Source organism: Streptomyces sp. NPDC037273, assembly GCF_055603625.1.
The window spans coordinates 620,436-640,383 of the sequence record NZ_JBVJVO010000002.1 but is presented as its reverse complement, the minus strand read 5'-3'; the positions used below and the strand labels follow the sequence as shown (position 1 = coordinate 640,383).

The window sequence follows — 19,948 nt, the reverse complement described above, 5'->3', positions numbered from 1 at the left end:
CTCAGCGGGCGCCGGCCGAGACGGTGGCCCGCGCCGAGGGGAGGCCGCTCGCGAGGTCCTCGGCGACGATCTTCTTGGCGATGGCGTCCGTCGCCATGCGGAGCTCGGGGCCGCTGGGCCGGCCGCGCTCCTTCTCGATGGTGTCGGAGAGCCAGTCGCCCCAGGCGTGGGTGATGACGTCGGCCTCGCGCTTGCCGGCCGCCGTGTGCGAGAGCAGGTTCCCGTCGCGGGTGAGGAAACCCTCGTCGACCATCCGCTCGAAGACCGGCAGGAGCACCTCCGGCGGAATCCGCCGGCCGGCCGCGATGAGGCCGAGGCTGGCGTGCCCGACGGTCCGGGTGTAGAGCTCGACCTGCATCACCGCCCAGGCGCCGGCCGTGTCGAGCCGGGTGTCGGAGGCGGTGACGATCCGCCGGATGGTGTCCAGGTCGGTGCGGCGCAGGATGCGTCCGACGGCCAGTTCCAGGAGCTTCGCCGAGTCGCCGGTCGCGGTGGGGGAGCTGAAGCCCTCGCCCATGTCGGGGGCGGCGGCGCGCGCCGAGTCGCGCAGCGCCACCTGCTTGAGGAAGAGCGCCACCACGAAGCCGACGGCGGCGACCGGCACGGTCCAGAGGAAGACGGTCTGCAGGGTGTCGGCGTAGGCGTGGACGATGGGCTGGGCGACCTGGTCCGGCAGCCCGTGCAGTCCGGCCGGGCTCTGCGCCGCCTGCGCGAGGCCGGTCTGGGGCACGCCGAGGCCGCCCGCGACGGCCGCCGCCTCGCCGACGCCCGCCGTGAGGTTGGGCTTGAGGGAGTTGGCGTAGATCGTGCCGAAGACGGCGGTGCCGAAGGAGCTGCCGAGCGTACGGAAGAAGGTGACGCCCGAGGTGGCGGTGCCGAGGTCGGCGTAGTCGACGGTGTTCTGCACGGCGATGGTGAGGACCTGCATGCACAGGCCGATGCCGGTGCCCAGGACGAACATGTACAGCGATTCGAGCCAGGTGCTGGTCTCGGGTCCCATGAGCGAGAGCAGATAGAGCCCGACGCCCATCACCAGGCAGCCCAGGATGGGGAAGATCCGGTAGTGGCCGGTCTTGCTGACCACGTTGCCGCTGAAGATGGAGGCGATGAGCAGGCCGATGACCATGGGCAGGGTGCGGATGCCGGACATGGTCGCCGATTCCCCGTCGACGTACTGCAGATAGGTCGGCAGGAAGGTCATCGCGCCGAGCATGGCGAAGCCGACGACGAAGCTGAGCACGGAGCAGACGGTGAAGACCGGATTCCCGAACAGCCGCATGGGCAGCATCGGTTCGGCCGCCCGGGTCTCCACCCAGCAGAACAGGCCGAGCGCGATCAGACCGCCCGCGAAGAGCCCGATGATGACACCGGACCCCCAGGCGTACTCGTTCCCGCCCCAACTGGTGGCCAGGATCAGGGCGCTGGAACCGGCGGCGACGAAGGCGATGCCCGCGTAGTCGATGACCGGGCGGCTCGCGGAGCGCACGGAGGGGATCGTGCGGGCGGCGGCGATGACGACCAGGATCGCGATGGGCACGTTGACGTAGAAGGCCCAGCGCCAGCTGAGGTGGTCGGTGAACAGGCCGCCGAGCAGCGGGCCGATGACGGTCGAGACGCCGAACACCGCCCCGATCGCGCCCTGGTACTTGCCGCGCTCGCGCAGCGGGATCACGTCGGCGATGAGGGCCATCGAGGTGACCATGAGACCGCCGGCGCCGATGCCCTGGAGACCGCGCCAGACGATCAGCAGCGTCATGTTGGTGGCGAGTCCGCACAGGAACGAGCCGGTGATGAAGACGACCGCCGAGATCTGGAAGATCACCTTGCGGCCGAAGAGGTCGCCGAACTTGCCGACGAGGGCCGTCGCGACGGTCTCCGCGAGCAGGTACGAGGTGACCACCCACGACATGTGGGCGGCGCCTCCCAGGTCCGAGACGATGGTCGGCAGGGCGGTGCCGACGATCGTCTGGTCGAGGGCGGCCAGGAGGACGCCCAGCATGATCGTGCCGAAGACGATGTTGCGGCGGCGGCTGTCGAGCACGGGTGGCTCGGTGGCGGCCGAGGGCGCGGGCGCTGCGTCGCTGGTCGTGGTCACCCTCGCAGCGTCACACCGGCACCGGGGGCGTGCATGCGGGGGACGGCCGAACGAGTGGACCCCGCCGGTGTCCCGTCAGGGCGTCACGGGCAGCTGGGGGTGGTGCTTGGCGAGGATCTTGTTGGCCCGCGCCAGCGCGGCGAGGGCGTGCTCCCGGTCCGCCCGGTCCTCCGCGCACAGCGGCCCCCGGAACCGGTACACCTCGCGGGCCGCGCAGTCCGCGTCGACCTCGGCCTGGAGGACGTGCAGCGGGAGACAGGCCCCGATCATCGCGGCCACACGGTCGGGGATCGGTACGGGGACGAGGGGCGAGGGCGAGGTGATCACGGGTCAGTCCTAGTCGGTCCGGGAAGAGGGCGGAAGGTTCTCCCCTCCATACGTACCGGATGCCGGTACAGGTTCCGGTACGGCCCGGTCGCGGCCGGGCAACAGCCCACTGGGCCCCCGCTCGAACACGACACCGCCGGGAGCGCCGCCCGCGCGCCGGCGCCGGGCCGGCGACCGGGATATCGCCGCAGGTACGGGGACGGGTGAGTGGCCCGCGCCCCGCGCACCGGCCCCTCGATTCCGCCCGCGCCACCCTCGAACGCGATCTCCGTACACGGGTGTTGAACCCGCGGGATCATCGAGCGAATGTGAAGGATCTCACTCCCCGGTCCGGAGGCTTCCGGTGCGGCCGCTCCTGTGCCCTTGGGGACTCCGGGGCGCCTGGGGCCTATGTGAGGATCTGGGACAGGTCGTACGAGACCGGCTCCTCCAGCTGTCCGTAACCGCAGGACTCCGGGGCCCGGTCCGGGCGCCATCGCTTGAACTGGGCGGTGTGCCGGAACCGGTCGCCCTCCATGTGGTCGTACCCGACCTCGCAGACCCGGTCGGGGCGCAGCGCCACCCATGACAGGTCCTTCTTGCCGGACCAGCGGCTCGGCGCGCCGGGCAGCCGGGCTCCCTCGTGGGCGGCCTCCTCGGTCCAGGCCGCCCAGGGGTGCCCGTCCGGGGGGTCCATGCGGAGCGGCTCCAGTTCCTCGATCAGTTCGGCCCGGCGCTGGGCGGTGAAGGCCGCGCACACGCCGACGTGCTGGAGGACGCCGTCGTCGTCGTACAGGCCGAGGAGCAGGGAGCCGACTACGGGGCCGCTCTTGTGGAAGCGGTAGCCGGCGACGACCACGTCGGCGGTCCGCTCGTGCTTGATCTTGTACATCAGGCGGGCGTCGGGCCGGTACGGCAGGTCGAGGGGTTTGGCGATGACCCCGTCGAGGCCCGCGCCCTCGTACTGCTCGAACCAGCGGGCGGCGAGCTCAGGGTCCCGGGTCGCGGGCGCCAGATGGAGCGGCGCGTCGACGCCGTCGAGGATCCGTTCCAGGGCCGTCCGCCGCTCGCTCAGCGGGACATCGAGCAGCGAGACCTCGCCGAGGGCGAGCAGGTCGAAGGCGACGAAGCGGGCCGGGGTGGTCTCGGCCAGCATCCGGACCCGGGACTCGGCCGGGTGGATCCGCTCGCTGAGCCGGTCGAAGTCGAGGTGTCCGTCGTGCTCGATCACGATCTCGCCGTCGACCACGCAGCGCTGCGGCAGCCGCTCGGCCAGCGCCTCGACCAGCTCGGGGAAGTACCGGGTGAGGGGTTTGCCGGTACGGCTGCCGATGACGAGTTCCGGCCCGTCCCGGTGCACGATCGCGCGGAAGCCGTCCCACTTCGCCTCGTACTGCATGCCGGGCGGGATGCGCTTCACGGACTTGGCGAGCATCGGTTTCACGGGCGGCATCACCGGGAGATCCATGGGGTGATTGTCCGGTATGCGCGTGTTGTCGGCGAGCCCTAGGCTGAGCCGCATGGCAGGCAAGGCGGCAGCGCTCGAACTGGAAGTCGGCGACCGGACCGTACGGGTCTCCAACCCCGACAAGGTGTACTTCCCCGAACCCGGCTACACCAAGCTCGACATGGTCACCTACTACCTGGCCGTCGGCGACGGCATCACCCGCGCCCTGCGGAACCGCCCCACCACCCTGGAGCGCTACCCCGACGGGGTGACCGGCGAGTCCTTCTTCCAGAAGCGCGCGCCCAAGTACCTTCCCGACTGGATCCCGACCGCGCACATCACCTTCCCCAGCGGCCGGTCAGCCGACGAGATGTGTCCCACCGAACCGGCGGCCGTCCTCTGGGCCGCCAACCTCGGCGCCGTCACCTTCCACCCCTGGCCGGTGCGCCGGGACGACACCGACCACCCCGACGAACTCCGCATCGACCTCGACCCGCAGCCCGGCACGGACTACGCCGACGCCGTCCGCGCCGCCCATGAACTCCGTGCCGTCCTCGACGAGCACGGGCTGCGCGGCTGGCCCAAGACCTCCGGCGGACGGGGCCTGCACGTCTTCGTGCCGATCGTGCCCGAATGGACCTTCACGCAGGTCAGAAGGGCCGCCATCGCCTGCGGCCGTGAGCTGGAGCGGCGGATGCCGGACCGCGTCACCATCAAGTGGTGGAAGGAGGAGCGCGGCGAGCGGATCTTCGTCGACTACAACCAGACCGCCAGGGACCGCACCATCGCCTCCGCCTACTCCGTACGCCCCCGGCCGCACGCCCCCGTCTCGGCGCCGCTGCGCTGGGAGGAGATCGACGACGCCGTCCCGCGCGACTTCGACATCAAGACCATGCCGGTCCGGTACGCCGAGGTCGGCGACGTCCACGCCGACATGGACGACCATCGCTTCGGCCTGGAGTCCCTCCTCGAACTGGCCCGTCGCGACGAGGCGGAGCACGGTCTCGGCGACCTGCCGTATCCGCCGGAGTACCCGAAGATGCCGGGCGAGCCGAAACGGGTGCAGCCGAGCCGGGCGAAGAAGACCGAGGAGTGAGACCGGGCAGTGAGACCGGGGAGGCGGGCCGGGCTTCCGGGTGGGCGCCGGCCCGCCTCTTCTCCGACTCTAAAACAACACGAACGGTCGTGCTAGCATTTTTGCCGTATCCAGGACGACCGAGGAGATCCGGCATGCACCCGATGGCTCCACTCATCCGTACCGGCCTGAACGCCGCCGCCCACGTGGCCCCCGGCCTCGCGGGCCGCTGGGCCTTCGGCTTCTTCATCCGCCCCCTCGGCCGGGCCCGGCTCAGGCCCGCCGAGGCCGAGGTGTTCGCCTCCGCGCGCACTGAACACCTCCGGGTGCGGGGCGCGGACGTCGTCACGTACGCCTGGGGCGACGGGCGGCGGCCGGTGCTCCTCGTCCACGGCTGGTCCTCGCGCGCCTCGCGCCTCTCCGCCTTCGTCGAGGCGCTGCTCGCGCGCGGCTACAGCCCCGTCGCCTTCGACGCCCCCGGCCACGGCGAGTCCACCGGCAAGGCGAGCAGCATCGTCGACTACCGGGCGATCATCCGGGAGTTGCACGCCCGGCATGCCCGCGACGGCGCCTTCGACGCCGTCATCGCCCACTCCCTCGGCGTCCTCGCCTCCCTCGTCACCCTGCGCGACGGCATCCGCACGGCCCGCTTCGTCGGCCTCAGCGGAGTCGGCACCTTCGACCTGCTCCTCACGACCTTCCGCTCCCGACTCCCGGTGAGCGACCTGACGATGCGGCGCATGAGGGAGTACGTCGAAGGGGTCGTCGCCCCGGACGAGCCCGGCATCTGGGAGCGCTTCCGCGAGGCCCCGGACCCGGGCGTACTCGACGCGCCCGTCCTGCTGCTCCACGACGAGGGCGACGACATGGTGCCGCTCGACCAGTCGCGGTTCCTCACGGGGGTGTTCGGCGACCGGTCGCGCCTCGTGGTCACCCGGGGCCTCGGCCACCGCCGTACCCTCGCCGACGCCGAAGTCGTCGCCGAGGCGGTGGAGTTCGCGACCGCCGGTGCCGTCAGGGCGCCGGCGGCCACGCGGTAGGACCTGCCGGGATCAGCTCACCGGTGTGGTGAGCGCGGCCACGTTGTTGCCGAGGCGGGGATCGGGGGTGTCGCCGCTCGCGGAGACCCCGTTGGTGACGGGCCCGGTCGAGCGCACCTTCACCGCGAGCGTGACCGTGGCGGCGCCGCCCCTGGCGAGGGTGCCGAAGTGGCAGGTCACGGTGTTCGTGGTGCCCGTCGGCGGGGTGTCGCAGTGGCCCACGGACGGGGTGGCGCCGGCATAGCGGACGCCCGTCGGCAGGTGGTCGGTGAGGACCACGTTCTCGGCCGAGGTCGGGCCGTAGTTGTGGACCCGGATCGTGTAGGTGAGGGTGCCGCCGTTGGCCACCGGCTCGGGGCTCGCGGCGATCGAGGTCGCGAGGTCGGCGAGCGGCCGGGACACGGCGATGGTGTGCCGGTCGCCGGCACCGATCGACGTGACCCCTTCGAGGAAGCGGCCGCAGGGGGCGGTCTCGCCGGACGCGCAGACGCGGACGGGCGTCAGACGCATCGTCTGCGTGCCGTCGCCGAGCTGGCCGTCGAGGTTGGTGCCCCAGGCGCGGACCGTGCCGTCGGAGCGCAGGGCGACGCTGTGGGTGCCGGTCGTGCTCCCGGCGACGGCGGTGACGCCGGTCAGGAAGCCCGAGCAGCCGCCCGGCGCGCAGACCTGGACCGGAGCCTTGCGCTGGGTGGTGGTCCCGTCGCCGAGCTGACCGGTGAAGTTCTCGCCCCAGGCCACGGCGGTGCCGTCGGCGCGGACCGCCAGGGTGTGGAAGCCACCCGCGGCCACGGACTTCACGCCCGTCAGGAAGGTGGTGCACGGCGCGGTCTGCCCGATCCCGCAGACCCGCACCGGGATGCTGCTCTCCGCGCCGCTGCCGTTGCCGACCGAAGCGCCGGCACCCCAGCCGTACGCGGAACCGTCGGCCAGGGCGGCCGTGCTGTGGAACTGCCCGGCCGCCACCGAGACCGCGGTGAACACACCGGTCACCTGCACCGGGGTGGTGCGGATGGAGTTCGTCCCGTCGCCGAGCTGGCCGTTGCCGTTGAAGCCCCAGGAGACCACGCTGCCGTCCGAGCGCAGCGCAAGCGTGTGCTGGAAGCCGGCGCTGAGGGCGGTGACGTTGCTCAGGTACGAGGTGCAGGGCGCGACGGAGAACGGGGCGCAGACCCGGACCGGCGACCGCCGCTCGGTGGCGGCGGAACCGTCACCGAGGCGGCCGACGCCGTTGGAGCCCCAGGACACGACCGTGCCGTCCTTGAGGAGCGCGAGGCTGTGCAGGTCGCCGACCGCGACGGAGACGACGTCCTTCAGGAAGGACGCGCAGGGCGCGGGCTCGTCGACCGCGCAGACCCGGACGGGGGTGAGGCGGTCGGTGTCGGTGCCGTCGCCCAGCTGGCCGCTGGCGTTGTTGCCCCAGCCCAGGACCGTCCCGTCGTCGAGCAGGGCGATGCTGTGACCGTCACCGGCCGCGACCTGCACGACCTTGTCGAGCGGCGCGGTGCAGGTGACGTTCCCGCAGACCCGCCCGGGGACCGTGGCCGATCCGGCGGTGTTGCCGTCGCCGAGCTGGCCGTGCGCGTTGTACCCCCAGGTCAGCGCCGTACCCGGGATTCCCGTACGGATGTCCCGTCCCTCCGCGTTGTCGGCGTACGCGGGGGACGGGGCGGACAGGCCGAGGCCGGGCAGCACCAGGGCGGTGGCGAGTGACGTGGCCAGGGCGGCCATGAGGGCGAGTGGTCTTCGCAAGGCGGGCCGGCGACGGGCGCCGGGTGGGGAGTCCGGGACGGACATGCGCGCTCCTCTCACGGGGGGCGGGCCGGACCGGCGGCGGACGTGCCGACGGCTCCGGCCGACGCGCTCACCATGCGGGCGCCCCCGCTCGCCTCCCTCTGAGCGACACCGCCCCTTCACCCGAACAGCGACCGGACCCGAACCGGGTGGGCCGCCCGGCGTGCGGCGAACCCGCGGACGTGAAAGGAAGGAGCCTTGGCGTGCCGAGCGATCAGGCCGTCTCGGCGAGAGCCGTCCGGCCCTGCTCGGTGGCCACGGCGGTGAGCCGGGCGGTGATGCCGCGCTCGGCGCGGGCGTACGCGGAGGTCTCGCCGAGCAGGACGGACTGCGCGTTGGCGGCCTCCATGAGGGCGATGACCTCGAAGGCCAGCTGTTCCACGTCCACGTCGTCGGTGAGGTCGCCGGCGGCCCGGGCCTCGGAGAGGGACCGCTCCATGTACGCGCTCCAGTCGAGCCGGGTCCGGGCGACGGCGTCGTGGACCGGCCCCGTACGGGCGTCGAACTCGGCCGAGACCGCGTAGAAGAAGCAGCCGCCGGCGAAGACGCGCCCCGAGGAGTACGCGAGCCAGTTCCGGCACAGTTCGCGCACCCGCCGGGCGCCCGGCGGCACGTCATCGAGAGGGGTGACGACCCGGTCGGCGAAGACGGCGACGGCGGCGCGGACCGTGGCGAGCTGGAGCTCCTCCTTGGAGCCGAAGAGCGCGAACACGCCGCTCTTGCTCAGCTGGAGCTCGGTGGCGAGCCGCCCGAGCGACAGCCCTTCGAGCCCCTCGACGGAGGCGATGTCCATGGTCCGGCCGAGGACCAGGCGCCGGGTCTGGTTGCCGCGCTCGACGCGCCCGTCGGTCTTGGTGCCGGTGTCGCCGCTCATGCCCCCATCGTACTGAACGCACGACCGTGCGGACATCTGCGCGGCAACCGCGCGGGAGCCCTTCCGGAGGGGGCCGGTATACGCCATTGATCGAACGTTGATGGCCCGTTTACGGCGGGGCGGCACCGTAGGAGTCATGCAGACGGATACCGACACGCTGACCGCTCCCGACCTCACCTGGCGCGAGAACGCCCTGTGCGCCCAGGCCGGACCCGAGTTCTTCTTCCCGGCCCCCGGCTCGTCGACGCGCGAGGCGAAGCAGCTCTGCGGCGCGTGCGAGGGGCGGCTCGCCTGCCTGGACTACGCGCTCCGCCACGACGAGAGGTTCGGGGTGTGGGGCGGGCTCTCGGAGAAGGAGCGCGGGCGGCTCAAGCGGCAGAGCCGCTGAACCGCCCGCACCGGGGACCGGTGAGGGCTCAGCCGGCGGCGCGGGCCGCCATGCGGGCCTTGCGGGCCGCCAGCTTCTCGTCGAACTTGCTCGCCTCGCTGTCCAGACCGTTCATGTAGAGCCCCAGCTCCTCCTGGGCGCGCAGGCCCTCGGGGCCGAGGCCGTCGATCTGGAGGACCTTGAGGAAGCGCAGGACGGGCTGGAGGACGTCGTCGTGGTGGATGCGCATGTTGTAGATCTCGCCGATCGCCATCTGCGCCGCCGCCCGCTCGAAGCCGGGCATGCCGTGTCCGGGCATCCGGAAGTTGACCACGACGTCCCGGACGGCCTGCATGGTCAGGTCGGGGGCGAGCTCGAAGGACGCGCCGAGCAGGTTGCGGTAGAAGACCATGTGCAGGTTCTCGTCGGTGGCGATGCGGGCGAGCATCCGGTCGCAGACCGGGTCGCCGGACTGGTGGCCGGTGTTGCGGTGCGAGATCCGGGTCGCGAGCTCCTGGAAGGCGACGTACGCCACGGAGTGCAGCATCGAGTGCCGGTTGTCGGACTCGAAGCCCTCGCTCATGTGCGCCATCCGGAACGCTTCCAGCTTGTCCGGGTCGACGGCGCGCGAGGCGAGCAGGTAGTCGCGCATCACGATGCCGTGGCGGCCCTCCTCGGCGGTCCAGCGGTGCACCCAGGTGCCCCAAGCGCCGTCGCGGCCGAAGAGGCTGGCGATCTCGTGGTGGTAGCTCGGGAGGTTGTCCTCGGTGAGCAGGTTGACGACGAGCGCGATCTTGCCGATGTCCGTCACCTTGGACTGCGACGGGTCCCAGGCCTCGCCGTCCTCGAAGAACCCGGGGAAGTTCCGGGCGTCGGACCACGGCACGTACTCGTGCGGCATCCAGTCCTTCGTGACCTTGAGGTGCCGGTTGAGCTCCTTCTCCACGACCTCTTCCAGCGCGTAGAGCAGCCGTGCGTCGGTCCACCCTGTCGAGCTGCCGAGGGAGGGAGAGGTGAGCGTCACGGGGACTCCTGGGGACGGAGAAGGGCATACGGGCATACCTACGGATTCGTAGGTTACGAGACCGTAGGTTAAGGCTCCGTAAGGCGTCGGCCAAGCCCGTCCCGGCGATGTCCGGTTACGTTCCGTTATGTGCGCTGCTCGGCCGGGGTCCCGGAGACGCAGGTCACGTCCTGGGCGGCGTCCGGCGGTCATGCGGTCGACTACGCAGCGCAGACGTCCGGCGGCTCAGAGCAGGTGGTCGGCGGCGCCGGCCTTCACCGCGGAGATCAGCGCGCGCAGCGCCTCCACCGAGTCGCTGACGTACGCGCCGGGGGTGAGGGTCGAGCCGATGTAGGCGTGGCCGGAGTCGTCCAGGCCGAAGCGGAAGCAGTTGGCTCCCTCGCTGCAGAAGGGCTCGTTCCATTCGATCGCGCCGGCGGTGGTGGCGGTCGGGGCGGCAGCGGCGGTGGTGACGTTCATGGTGGGGGGTCCTTCACAGATCCAGGGCTATGGCGCGGATGAACGCGCGTGATTCGGTCGCCGGCAGCGCGAGCCCGCGCAGCCGGTCGAGGAGGCCGCGGTACCGGCGCAGTTGCATGTCGGTGTCGAGCAGGAGCGAGCCGTGGGAAGAGTCGAGCTGAACGGTGTCGAGCTGCGGCACGGGCGCGGACACATAGGTGAACGACTGCCCGGCCCCGGGGAAACCCCCCGCGGCGAAGGGGATGACGCGGACCGAGACGGTGTCACGGTCGGTGTGCTCCAGGATGTGCTCCAACTGCTCCCGCGTGACCTTCGGCCCCCCGAACTGCATGCGCAGCGCGGCCTCGTGGATCACGGCCTCGTAGTACACGGGCCGGTCGCGGTCCAGGACCTCCTGGCGGCGCAGCCGCAGGGCGAGGCGCGCCTCCAGGTCGGGCTCGGGCAGCGGGGGGACGGCGGTGTCGAAGACGGCCCGCGCGTGTTCCTCGGTCTGCAGGAGGCCCGGGATGTGGGTGGTGACGGCGGTGTGCAACTCCGATGCGTGGAACTCCAGTTCGGCGATGTCGATCAGCGCGGGCGGCAGCAGTCCGCGATGCCCCTCCCACCAGCCGCGGTCCCTTTCCAGGGCCATCGCGGCGAGCAGGTCGACGAGTGCGGTGTCGGGGCAGCCGTAGTTGAAGGCGAGGGTGCGGACGCGCTCGGCGCTGATCCCGAAGCGGCCCGCCTCGATGTTCGGGATGCGGGTGCGGTCGACGCCCAGGAGGGCGGCGGCCTGCTGGGCCGACATCCCCGACTGTTCGCGAAGTTTGCGCAGCTCGCCCCCCAGTCGCTGCTGTCGCGCGGTCGGGCTGCTCCTGGGTGGCACGCTCCGTCTTCCCTTCGCTCCGTGACCGCGACGGCCCGGAGAGGCGTCGGTTTGGCCGGAATTGGCATGAGTACCTGCAAGTAGTAGCACTGTGCTCCGGTCGTGCGCTACGGTCGGTAGCGCAAGTCTCACACGGGGCTACCGAGACCGTGTGCAGGTACCCCCCCATGCACAGGAAATGTGAGCAACCCGATGAAGGGCGCCCTGCGTTGCCTCCCGTCCGCCGTCGCGGCCGGGCCCATACCTCCCGCCACGGAGAACCTCAGCTACTCCATGCTCCTCCCCGGAGGCGCCTACTGCGCCGGACTCGCCCGGGAGTCCGTCACCTCGCTGCTCAACCGCCACGGCCTGTCCGAGCTCGGTGAGACCGCCGCCCTCGCCGCCTCCGAACTCGTCGCCGGCGCGTACCGCTTCACCCCGGACCGGGAGATGATCCTGCGCGTCCGCTGGCAGTACGAGGCACTGCGGATCGTCGTCTACGACCAGCACCCGGCCCACGCCGCACCGGCCGCGGCCGAGGAATGCCGAGACCGCCGCAGCCGCAGCATGTGGCTGCTGGCCGCGGCGGTCGAATCACACGGCGGCGACTGGGGACTCGCCCCCGTCCTCACACCCGGCGGCGGCACCAAGTCCTGGGCGTTACTCCACCGCTGACGCGCCCCGAAGCCGCCGAAGCGCCCCTCCGGCACCGACACGCGGGGCCGCACCCCGGCACCGGAACCTCCCGCGCGACACCCATACGCGTGGCCGCACCCTGGCACCGGAACCTCCCGCGTGACACCGACCCGCGTGGCCGCATCCGGCGCCGAAATCGCGTACGCGGCACCGGCCCCGACGCCGCCGTCCCGGCATTACGCCGCCACCGCCGCGCCGCCCGCCCGGTGTCGTGTCCCCAGCGCACCGCCTCGTCCCTAACGCACCTCCGCCATCATTCCCCGTACCTCCTCCGCCGTCGTCGGCCGCAGCTCACCGTCGAGCAGCAGCCAGCGGGTGATCCCCAGCGATTCGAGGAACGCCACGTCGTGGCTCGCCACGACGAGTGCCCCCTCGTAGGCGTCGAGGGCCGCCGTCAGCTTCCGTACGGACGCCATGTCCAGGTTGTTCGTCGGCTCGTCCAGCATCAGCAGCTGCGGAGCGGGCTCCGCCAGGAGCAGCGCCGCCAGCGTCGCCCGGAACCGCTCGCCCCCGGACAGGGTGCCCACGGGCTGATCGGCCCGCGCGCCCCGGAACAGGAACCGTGCCAGCCTCGCCCGGATCGCGTTCCCCGTCGCCGTGGGCGCGAAGCGGGCGACGTTCTCCACCACGCTCAGCCCGTCGTCGAGGACGTCGAGCCGCTGCGGCAGGAAGCGGAGCGGCACCCGCGCCTCCGTCTCGCCCGACAGCGGCTCCAGCTCCCCGGCGATCGTCCGGAGCAGCGTCGTCTTCCCGGCCCCGTTCCGGCCGACCAGCGCGATGCGCTCCGGACCCCGCAGGTCGAACTGACCCTCGACCCGGGCCCCGTACCGCAGTTCGAGATCGCGCAGGAACAGGACCTCGCGGCCCGGCGGCACCGAGGTACGGGGCAGTTCGACGCGGATCTCGTCGTCGTCCCGCACCGCCTCCACGGCGGCGTCGAGCCGCTCCTTGGCCTCCGAGAGCCGCTCGGCGTGCAGCGTGCGCTGCTTGCCGGCGGTGACCTGCGCGTCGCGCTTGCGGCCGTTCGCCACGATCTTCGAGGCGACCTTGTTCTCGAAGCTCTTCTGCCCGTACCGCTTGCGCCGGGCCAACTTGACCTGGGTGTCGACCAGTTCGCGTTTCTGGCGCTGTACGTCGGCCTCGGCGACCCGCACCATCCGCTCCGCCGCCTCCTGTTCGGCGGCGAGCGCCGTCTCGTACGCGGACCAGTTGCCGCCGTACCAGGTGACCTCGCCGTCGCGCAGATCGGCGATCTGGTCGACGCGCTCCAGGAGTTCGCGGTCGTGGCTGACCACGACGAGGACGCCGGACCAGCTCTCCACCGCCTCGTACAGACGGGCCCGGGCGTGCAGGTCGAGGTTGTTGGTCGGCTCGTCGAGCAGCAGGACGTCCGGCCGGGCGAGCAGCAGCGCGGCGAGCCGCAGCAGCACGGACTCGCCGCCCGAGATCTCGCCCACGGTCCGGTCGAGACCGACGTGGTCGAGCCCCAGCTGGTCCAGGGTGGCTCGGGCCCGCTCCTCCACGTCCCAGTCGTCGGCCAGGGCCGTGAAGTGCTCCTCCGCCGGGTCGCCCGCCTCGATGGCGTGCAGCGCCGCGCGCTTCGCGGCGATGCCGAGGATCTCGTCGACCCGGCGCGAGGTGTCGAGGACCAGGTTCTGCGGCAGGTAGCCGAGTTCGCCGGTCACCCGGACCGTGCCCTCCACCGGCGTCAGCTCGCCGGCGATCAGCCTGAGGAGGGTGGACTTGCCCGAGCCGTTGAGGCCGACGAGCCCGGTGCGGCCGGGGCCGACCGTCAGCCGGAAGTCGTCGAGGACCTCGGTGCCGTCGGGCCAGGAGAAGGAGAGCGAAGTGCAGGTGATGAAGGTGGGGTGATGCGCCATGGAGGCCTCCCGGTCGCGCGAGCGTGGAAACAGGTCATCGCGTGGAGACACCGGGGCGCGGCCAGTCGTCTGTCAGGAACGGCTCGTACGCCGAGGTCGAGAACGGCACACGCGGCACAGGGGGCACGCGCGGCTCGGTGTCTCAAACCTCAGACGAGCAACGTCCTTCTCCGATCGGGTGACGACAAGGTCAGTAACGACCGTACGACCCGGACCGGAGAAGGGCAAACGAATTAACGACGCTGTGCGCGATCGAGGTCAGGAGCTGCCGAGCGCGCCCACGGCCGCACGGATGTGGGCCGGCCCGCCTCCCGACCGCCTCCCGGAGCACCACCAGGAGAGCAGCCCCTCCACGTCACGCGTGTGCATGCCCAGGTCGTGTTCGGCACACACGGGCCACGCCTGCCACAGAAGCTCGGTGACGGTTTCCTGGGCGGCGTCGGCGACGATCGCCAAGGCCTCAGCGGAGTCCTCCGGCGTCTCCGGGTCCAAGGGACCGCCGTGCCACTCGCCGTTGGGCATGGCGACGTAGACACGCTCCGGCTCGCCCTCCTCGCAGGAATGCTGGGCCAGCAGTCGCAGAGGTTCCTGCTCGGGGAGAGTCACGGCCAAGTCCTGGTTGAGGACCGCGAGAGCCTCGTCCCACAAGGGGTACTCGCCTCGAGAGACCCAACGGAATTCGGGTTGTTCGTCAAAAGCACGCATGGGGTCATCCTCGGCCATGGACCCCGGACCGCAGACGCGGACGACCTCGTCAGGGGACCTGCTACGAACGGTCGCGCAGCAGCTCCGCCAGATCCTGGTCCCAGTCCAGGTACTGGTGCTCGCGCCCGGCCGGCACCAGGGACTCCGACCGCTCCAGGAAGAGGCGCAGCTCCGAGGTTCTGACGTGCACCATGGCCACCCCCTCCGGGGCGTGGAACTCGACGACCGTCCGGTCGTAGCCGTACGGGCGCAGCCGCACGTCCCCGACGCCGGCCGGCCGCTCGACCCCCTGCACCAGCAGCTCACGGGCGAACGCCCAGGACACCTCGACGCCCTCCAGCGTCGCCGGCGGCGGGAACGCCATGCTCACCGCGTACGGGTCCTCGCGGTCGTAGCGCAGAGTGGCGGGCACGGACTCCATACGGGGAGCTGACGCGACCAGACGGGCCTGGAGGGACTGTTCGATGACGGCGGGCAAGACCGGCTCCTCTCACGCGGGCTTCGGATCCTGTGCGTCTCCCCGACACCAGGCCACCTGACACAAGGAAGGACGAGCGAGGTGACCGGAACGTGCACTCGCCGCCCACGTGACCTGTGTCACGGACGTTTCTCGGGGCGTCCGGCGCGAGGGTGGGGGAGGGGTGATGCCGTCGGGCGTGCCTGCGCGTAGGGCTGGGGTGGGTGGGGGACGGTGCGGGCCGGTGGGGGTTGCCGCGTGCACGTGGTGGAGGTGGTCGTCAGCGCTCCTCGGCGACATCGTCGTCCGGCTCCGCGCAGGGGCCCGAGTGGTCGCAGTACGGCTGGTTGCCCGAGGCGCCGCAGCCGCAGAGCATGACGCGGGTCTCGTGACGGTCGCCGTACGCGCTGGTGACGACGAGATCGCCCCGGATCACCAGCTGGCCGGAGGGGGTGCGGTGGACGGTGGTGGGGGAGTCCGGGGCTTCGGGCAGGGAGTCGTCAGGGCGGTGGTGGTACTGGAGGGCGCCGGAGGGGCAGCGGCGGATGACGCGCTCGACCTGGCCGGGGTCGGCCGCGTCGGGGAGGACCCAGGGGCGGCGGGAGAGGTCGAAGACCTCGGGGAGGCCGTGGACGCATTCGGCCGCGTGGAGGCAGCGGCGCGGCTCGAAGGTGACGGTGATGCCCTCGCCCTCGTACTCCTTGAGCTTCGGCTGTTCCTCGCCCGGCCGCTCGTCCGTACGCTCGCTCATGCGACCCAGCCTAGGAACGCCCGGCGCGGGACGCACCCTGGACGGGGGCCGCCCCGGGGCACTAGCTTCCGGCGCCATGACGTCCATGGGGAAGACGAGACGAATGATGTCGGTGGGGCTGATCGGGGCGGCGCTCGCGCTCACCCTCGCGGCACCCGCGCGCGCCGGGGAGACCCCCACGGCGGCGGCCGGCTGGCAGCTGACACCCACGAACACCGACGCCCGGTTCCGCGGCCTCGCGGCGGTCGACCGGTCCACCGCCTGGGCCGCGGGATCCAAGGGCACGGTGCTGCGCACCACCGACGGCGGACGGAGCTGGCGAAACGTCTCGCCGGCCGGCGCGGGCGAGCTGGAGTTCCGCGACGTGGAGGCCTTCGACGCCCGCCGGGCCGTCGTCCTGGCCATCGGGGAGGGCGAGGCCTCGCGGGTGCTGCGCACCGAGGACGGCGGCGTCACCTGGACCGAGTCCTTCCGCAACACCGATCCGCGCGCCTTCTACGACTGCATGACCTTCTTCGACCGCCGGCACGGCCTCGCCATGAGCGACCCGGTCGACGGGAAGTACCGCCTCCTCGCCACCCGCGACGGCGGCCGCTCCTGGCAGGTCCTGCCGAGCGCCGGCATGCCGGACGCCCTGCCCGGCGAGGCCGCCTTCGCCGCGAGCGGCCAGTGCCTGGTCTCGGCCGGACCCCGCGACGTCTGGCTCGCGACCGGCGGCGGCGCCACGGCCCGCGTGCTCCACTCGGCCGACCGTGGCCTCACCTGGACCGCGACCGCCACGCCGATCCCCGCGGGCGACCCGGCCCGCGGGGTCTTCGGGCTCGCCTTCCGGGACCGTACGCACGGCATCGCGGTCGGCGGCGACTACCGCAAGGACCAGCCCTCCCCACAGGCCGGCGCCGTCACCCACGACGGCGGCCGCACCTGGCGCCCCTCGCCCACGCCGCCGCCCGCCTACCGCTCCGGCGTCGCATGGCTCCCGCACGCCAAGGCCACCGCGCTCGCCGTCGGCCCCACCGGCACCGACCTCACCACCGACGCCGGCCGCACCTGGCGCACCATCGACACCGGCTCGTACGACACCGTGTCCTGCACCCCCGACGGCTCCTGCTGGGCCTCCGGCGAGAAGGGCCGCATCGCCCGCCTGACCACCAGGGGAGGGGCCGGGGACTAGGAAGCGGGCAGCTCGTCCCGGTACGGCGCGAGGCCCTCGACCGTCTTGGTCGCGTAGAACTCGGTGATCCGGTACGCGCAGACGCCCTCGACGCTGAACGGGTCGGCCGCCGCGATCCGCTCGATCTCGGCGCGGTCGGTCCCGGCGGCCAGGATCACGCCGCCGTCGCGGGGGTTCTTCCGTCCCGAGGCGAGGAAGACGCCCTCGGCGTACCGCGCGTCGAGCCACTCGACGTGCGCTTCGAGGAGCGCGTCCACGCGCTCGACGGGGGCGGTGTAGGTCAATTCCAGTACGAACATGATCGCCAGGCTACCGGGGCGGCCCGGTAGCCCGGCGGCCGTTCCAGCCCTCGGAACCGGGCCCCGGAACCCGCCCCCGGAACCCGCCCCCGGAATCCACTCTCGGACCTGCCCTAGGGTGCCCCACTATGACGATCATCGGGATTCCGGCGGGCTGGCCCGCGGACGAGACGGCGGCACTGGCCGTCCAGCGGGAGCTGCGCGGGAGGCTCGTCCTCGACGAGCCGGGGCCGGCGGCCGGCGAGGGGCACGTGACCGGGCTCGACGTGGCCTACGACGACGAGCGGGACCTGGTCGTGGCCGCCGCCGTGGTGCTCGACGCCGGCACGCTGGAGGTGGTGGAGCGGGCCACCGCGGTGGGCAGGGTGTCCTTCCCGTACGTCCCCGGGCTGCTCGCGTTCCGTGAGATCCCCACCGTCCTGGCCGCTCTCGACTCCCTCACCACCGATCCCGGGCTCCTGGTCTGCGACGGCTACGGCCTCGCGCACCCCCGCCGGTTCGGCCTCGCGAGCCACCTCGGGGTCCTCACCGGTCGGCCGTCCATCGGCGTCGCCAAGAACCCCTTCACCTTCACCTACGAGCAACCCGGCGACGAGCGCGGCGACTTCAGCCCGCTCCTCGCCGAAGGGGAGGAAGTGGGGCGGGCGTTGCGGACCCAGGCGGGGATCAAGCCCGTCTACGTCTCCGTGGGCCACCGCGTCTCCCTCGACAACGCCTGCGCACACACCCTGCGGCTCTCCCCGCGCTACCGCCTGCCCGAGACCACCCGCCACGCCGACTCCCTGTGCCGCAGGGCGCTCAAGGAGGCTCAGGAGTACCCGGGTTCGCTCTGAGTACCTCGGGTGAGTACCCGTACGGATGCCCGTTGTCACACCCCCACGGCAGAGTGGGGGCCATGACAGCTCGTGTTCCCGCACCCCGCGCACTGACCGTCGCCATCGCCGTCGGCGGCGCCTCCGCCCTGGCCTGGGCCTGCGCCATCCTGTACGTCCTCGCGGACTGGACGCTCGGATGATCGGTCGCCTGCGCTGCGCCGTGCTCGACTGCCCGGACGCGAGTGAACTGGCCGAGTTCTACCGGCGGTTGCTCGGTGGCCGGGTCGAGTGCCCCGACCCCGCGCTCGCCGTCGGCGAAGGCTCCGCCGTGCTGTGCGACGAGGGCGGCCCGGTGCTCGCCTTCCAGAGCGTGGCCGACCACCGTCCGCCCGTCTGGGGCGCCCCCGAGCAGCAGTTCCACCTGGACGTGAGGGTCGAGGACCCCGCCGCCGCCCACACGGCCGTGCTCGCCCTCGGCGCCGTCGCCCTCGACGTGGGAGGGACGCCCGCCTGGCGCGTCTACGCGGACCCGGCGGGCCACCCCTTCCGTCTCGTACGACCCTGAGGGCCGCCTTCTCCGTCTCGTACGGCCCCGAAGGGTGCCGGTCAGCCCCGGTGGGCCACCCGGAAGCGGATGCCCGCGGCCCGTAGGCGGTCGGTGAGGGCGTCGCCCATCGCGACCGCGGTCGTGACCTGGCCCGCGGTCTTCGGCAGGGTGTCGAAGGCGAGGCAGAGGGCGGACTCGGCGAGCATCTTGGCCGTCTCGTCGTAGCCGGGGTCGCCGCCCGAGACCTCGGTGAAGACCCGTCGCCCGCCGCCCTCGCCGACGAAGCGGACCGAGAACCAGCTGCGGGCGCGCCGTTCGGCCGAAGGGCCCTCGCCCGCCGAGTAACGCTCCATCAGCCATCCTCGCACTGAGGGGAGTTGTGCCGCGGCGACGCTCGCGCCGACGGCGGCCGCGCCGCCGAGGGCCATCGGCAGCGTCTTGACGGAGGCGTAGTGGCGGTAGCGGAAGTCCGGTCCGTACCGGTCGAGTCCGGCGGCCGAGCGGGCCACGATCTGCGGGTCCAGGGTCGGCAGCGGGAGGGCCCAGGTGCCGGTCTCGGTGCTGAACCGGGGGCCGCCGAGCGGTGCGCGGGCCCGCCGTCCCACCAGGCGCGGCTCGTGCAGGTGCCGTTCGTGCGCGGCCCGCAGGATCTCCCGCCCACGGCCGAGGGCGGTGAGCGCGGAGGCGAAGGTGCCGCCGGAGAAGGCGGCACCGGCGCGGACGAAGCCGTCGACGCGGAGCGGCACGTCCTGCGGGAGCTGCTTGACGGTGTAGTACACGCCCAGGTCGTGCGGGACGGAGTCGAAGCCGCAGGCGTGCACGATCCGGGCGCCGGTCTCGCGGGCGCGCGCGTCGTGGCGCACATAGGTGAGGTCGACGAACTCGGCCTCGCCGGTGAGGTCGACGCAGTCCGTGCCGGCCTCCGCGCAGGCGGCGACGAGCCCGTCGCCGTACCAGACGTAGGGGCCGACCGTGGTGGCCACGACCCGGGTGGACTCGGCGAGCTCGCGCAGCGAGTCCGCGTCGTCGGCGTCGGCGACGACCAGCGGCAGGCCGGCGCAGTGCGGCCACCGCTCGGCGAGCCGGTCGCGCAGGGCGGCGAGTGCCGACCGGTTGCGCCCGGCGAGCGCCCAGCGGCACTCCGCCGGGGCGTTCCCGGCCAGGTACTCGGCCGTGAGCTCGCCCACGAAGCCGGTCGCGCCGAAGAGGACCACGTCGTAGGGCCTCGTCGGGGGTGCCGCCCCGGCCTCGCGCTCCGTGCCCGCCCCTGTGTCCATGCAGCCCCTCGATTCGGCCGTGCCG

At 72.5% G+C, this 19,948-nt stretch carries 22 protein-coding genes; 8 read left to right on the top strand and 14 right to left on the bottom strand.

The annotated features are described in order from the left end of the window. Nucleotide 1 precedes the first annotated feature (1 nt). The 3 genes from ACZ7G1_RS08125 to ACZ7G1_RS08115 form a co-directional block, all read right to left on the bottom strand. The gene (locus ACZ7G1_RS08125) at nucleotides 2–2,095 is read right to left on the bottom strand and encodes an MDR family MFS transporter (protein ID WP_470873607.1); all 2,094 of its coding nucleotides are present in this window, start codon (nucleotides 2,093–2,095) and stop codon (nucleotides 2–4) included. Nucleotides 2,096–2,170: 75 nt separating this feature from the next. Further along, the gene (locus ACZ7G1_RS08120) at nucleotides 2,171–2,365 is read right to left on the bottom strand and encodes a hypothetical protein (protein WP_382871914.1); all 195 of its coding nucleotides are present in this window, start codon (nucleotides 2,363–2,365) and stop codon (nucleotides 2,171–2,173) included. A gap of 445 nt (nucleotides 2,366–2,810) precedes the next feature. Beyond that, the gene (locus ACZ7G1_RS08115; protein WP_470873609.1) at nucleotides 2,811–3,869 is read right to left on the bottom strand and encodes an ATP-dependent DNA ligase; all 1,059 of its coding nucleotides are present in this window, start codon (nucleotides 3,867–3,869) and stop codon (nucleotides 2,811–2,813) included. A gap of 52 nt (nucleotides 3,870–3,921) precedes the next feature. On the opposite strand from ACZ7G1_RS08115, the gene ligD reads away from it, so the two are divergent. Both ligD and ACZ7G1_RS08105 read left to right on the top strand, forming a co-directional pair. Beyond that, nucleotides 3,922–4,944: a non-homologous end-joining DNA ligase gene (ligD, locus tag ACZ7G1_RS08110; protein ID WP_470873610.1), complete on the top strand. Its 1,023-nt coding sequence runs from the start codon at nucleotides 3,922–3,924 to the stop codon at nucleotides 4,942–4,944. Between the two features lie 134 nt (nucleotides 4,945–5,078). Further along, the gene (locus ACZ7G1_RS08105; protein ID WP_470873611.1) at nucleotides 5,079–5,963 is read left to right on the top strand and encodes an alpha/beta hydrolase; all 885 of its coding nucleotides are present in this window, start codon (nucleotides 5,079–5,081) and stop codon (nucleotides 5,961–5,963) included. 12 nt (nucleotides 5,964–5,975) lie between these two features. Here the strand turns inward: ACZ7G1_RS08105 and ACZ7G1_RS08100 are convergent, their stop codons facing one another. Continuing rightward, complete coding sequence (locus ACZ7G1_RS08100; protein ID WP_470873612.1) at nucleotides 5,976–7,757, bottom strand: RCC1 domain-containing protein; 1,782 nt, start codon at nucleotides 7,755–7,757, stop codon at nucleotides 5,976–5,978. Between the two features lie 211 nt (nucleotides 7,758–7,968). Beyond that, nucleotides 7,969–8,628 carry a TetR/AcrR family transcriptional regulator gene (locus ACZ7G1_RS08095; protein WP_470873614.1) on the bottom strand — a complete coding sequence of 220 codons (660 nt, stop codon included), beginning with the start codon at nucleotides 8,626–8,628 and terminating at the stop codon, nucleotides 7,969–7,971. Nucleotides 8,629–8,764: 136 nt separating this feature from the next. Here ACZ7G1_RS08095 and ACZ7G1_RS08090 point away from each other — a divergent pair, with 136 nt between their 5' ends. Next, the gene (locus ACZ7G1_RS08090) at nucleotides 8,765–9,016 is read left to right on the top strand and encodes a WhiB family transcriptional regulator (RefSeq protein ID WP_033202899.1); all 252 of its coding nucleotides are present in this window, start codon (nucleotides 8,765–8,767) and stop codon (nucleotides 9,014–9,016) included. 28 nt (nucleotides 9,017–9,044) lie between these two features. Here ACZ7G1_RS08090 and ACZ7G1_RS08085 read toward each other — a convergent pair whose 3' ends face one another. The 3 genes from ACZ7G1_RS08085 to ACZ7G1_RS08075 form a co-directional block, all read right to left on the bottom strand. After that, nucleotides 9,045–10,019, bottom strand: a complete 975-nt coding sequence (locus ACZ7G1_RS08085; RefSeq protein WP_470873615.1) for an acyl-ACP desaturase — start codon at nucleotides 10,017–10,019, stop codon at nucleotides 9,045–9,047. A gap of 225 nt (nucleotides 10,020–10,244) precedes the next feature. Then, nucleotides 10,245–10,478 (bottom strand): hypothetical protein, encoded by a 234-nt coding sequence (locus ACZ7G1_RS08080; protein ID WP_470873617.1) that lies wholly within the window; start codon nucleotides 10,476–10,478, stop codon nucleotides 10,245–10,247. 13 nt (nucleotides 10,479–10,491) lie between these two features. After that, complete coding sequence (locus ACZ7G1_RS08075; RefSeq protein WP_470873618.1) at nucleotides 10,492–11,343, bottom strand: helix-turn-helix domain-containing protein; 852 nt, start codon at nucleotides 11,341–11,343, stop codon at nucleotides 10,492–10,494. Nucleotides 11,344–11,523: 180 nt separating this feature from the next. Between ACZ7G1_RS08075 and ACZ7G1_RS08070 the strand changes: the two genes are divergently transcribed. Continuing rightward, the gene (locus ACZ7G1_RS08070; RefSeq protein ID WP_470873619.1) at nucleotides 11,524–11,997 is read left to right on the top strand and encodes an ATP-binding protein; all 474 of its coding nucleotides are present in this window, start codon (nucleotides 11,524–11,526) and stop codon (nucleotides 11,995–11,997) included. A gap of 257 nt (nucleotides 11,998–12,254) precedes the next feature. Here ACZ7G1_RS08070 and ACZ7G1_RS08065 read toward each other — a convergent pair whose 3' ends face one another. The 4 genes from ACZ7G1_RS08065 to ACZ7G1_RS08050 form a co-directional block, all read right to left on the bottom strand. Then, on the bottom strand, nucleotides 12,255–13,898 hold the full coding sequence (locus ACZ7G1_RS08065; protein WP_470873621.1) for an ABC-F family ATP-binding cassette domain-containing protein: 1,644 nt from the start codon (nucleotides 13,896–13,898) through the stop codon (nucleotides 12,255–12,257). Nucleotides 13,899–14,156: 258 nt separating this feature from the next. Further along, on the bottom strand, nucleotides 14,157–14,504 hold the full coding sequence (locus ACZ7G1_RS08060; protein WP_470873623.1) for a hypothetical protein: 348 nt from the start codon (nucleotides 14,502–14,504) through the stop codon (nucleotides 14,157–14,159). Between the two features lie 160 nt (nucleotides 14,505–14,664). Beyond that, nucleotides 14,665–15,081 carry a spore wall synthesis regulator SsgD gene (ssgD, locus tag ACZ7G1_RS08055; RefSeq protein WP_470873625.1) on the bottom strand — a complete coding sequence of 139 codons (417 nt, stop codon included), beginning with the start codon at nucleotides 15,079–15,081 and terminating at the stop codon, nucleotides 14,665–14,667. A gap of 259 nt (nucleotides 15,082–15,340) precedes the next feature. After that, entirely contained in the window at nucleotides 15,341–15,811 is a 471-nt protein-coding gene (locus ACZ7G1_RS08050) for a (4Fe-4S)-binding protein (RefSeq protein WP_470873627.1), read from the bottom strand. 76 nt (nucleotides 15,812–15,887) lie between these two features. Here ACZ7G1_RS08050 and ACZ7G1_RS08045 point away from each other — a divergent pair, with 76 nt between their 5' ends. After that, nucleotides 15,888–16,985: a WD40/YVTN/BNR-like repeat-containing protein gene (locus tag ACZ7G1_RS08045; protein ID WP_470873629.1), complete on the top strand. Its 1,098-nt coding sequence runs from the start codon at nucleotides 15,888–15,890 to the stop codon at nucleotides 16,983–16,985. On the opposite strand, the gene ACZ7G1_RS08040 is transcribed toward ACZ7G1_RS08045, so the two are convergent. Next, nucleotides 16,982–17,284 (bottom strand): YciI family protein, encoded by a 303-nt coding sequence (locus ACZ7G1_RS08040; RefSeq protein WP_470873631.1) that lies wholly within the window; start codon nucleotides 17,282–17,284, stop codon nucleotides 16,982–16,984. The two genes, ACZ7G1_RS08045 and ACZ7G1_RS08040, sit on opposite strands and share 4 nt — an antisense overlap. Before the next feature lie 128 nt (nucleotides 17,285–17,412). On the opposite strand from ACZ7G1_RS08040, the gene ACZ7G1_RS08035 reads away from it, so the two are divergent. The 3 genes from ACZ7G1_RS08035 to ACZ7G1_RS08025 all read left to right on the top strand — a co-directional run bounded on the left by ACZ7G1_RS08035 (nucleotide 17,413) and on the right by ACZ7G1_RS08025 (nucleotide 18,664). Beyond that, on the top strand, nucleotides 17,413–18,117 hold the full coding sequence (locus ACZ7G1_RS08035) for an endonuclease V (protein ID WP_470873632.1): 705 nt from the start codon (nucleotides 17,413–17,415) through the stop codon (nucleotides 18,115–18,117). A 62-nt stretch (nucleotides 18,118–18,179) separates the two neighbouring features. Continuing rightward, a complete protein-coding gene (gene mmpA, locus ACZ7G1_RS08030) occupies nucleotides 18,180–18,299 on the top strand; it encodes a morphogenic membrane protein MmpA (RefSeq protein ID WP_470873633.1) in 120 nt (39 codons plus the stop codon). Then, entirely contained in the window at nucleotides 18,296–18,664 is a 369-nt protein-coding gene (locus tag ACZ7G1_RS08025) for a VOC family protein (protein WP_470873635.1), read from the top strand. The genes mmpA and ACZ7G1_RS08025 overlap by 4 nt, the downstream gene beginning before the upstream one ends. 41 nt (nucleotides 18,665–18,705) lie before the next feature. Here the strand turns inward: ACZ7G1_RS08025 and ACZ7G1_RS08020 are convergent, their stop codons facing one another. After that, nucleotides 18,706–19,923, bottom strand: a complete 1,218-nt coding sequence (locus ACZ7G1_RS08020) for a saccharopine dehydrogenase family protein (RefSeq protein ID WP_470873637.1) — start codon at nucleotides 19,921–19,923, stop codon at nucleotides 18,706–18,708. Nucleotides 19,924–19,948 lie beyond the last annotated feature (25 nt).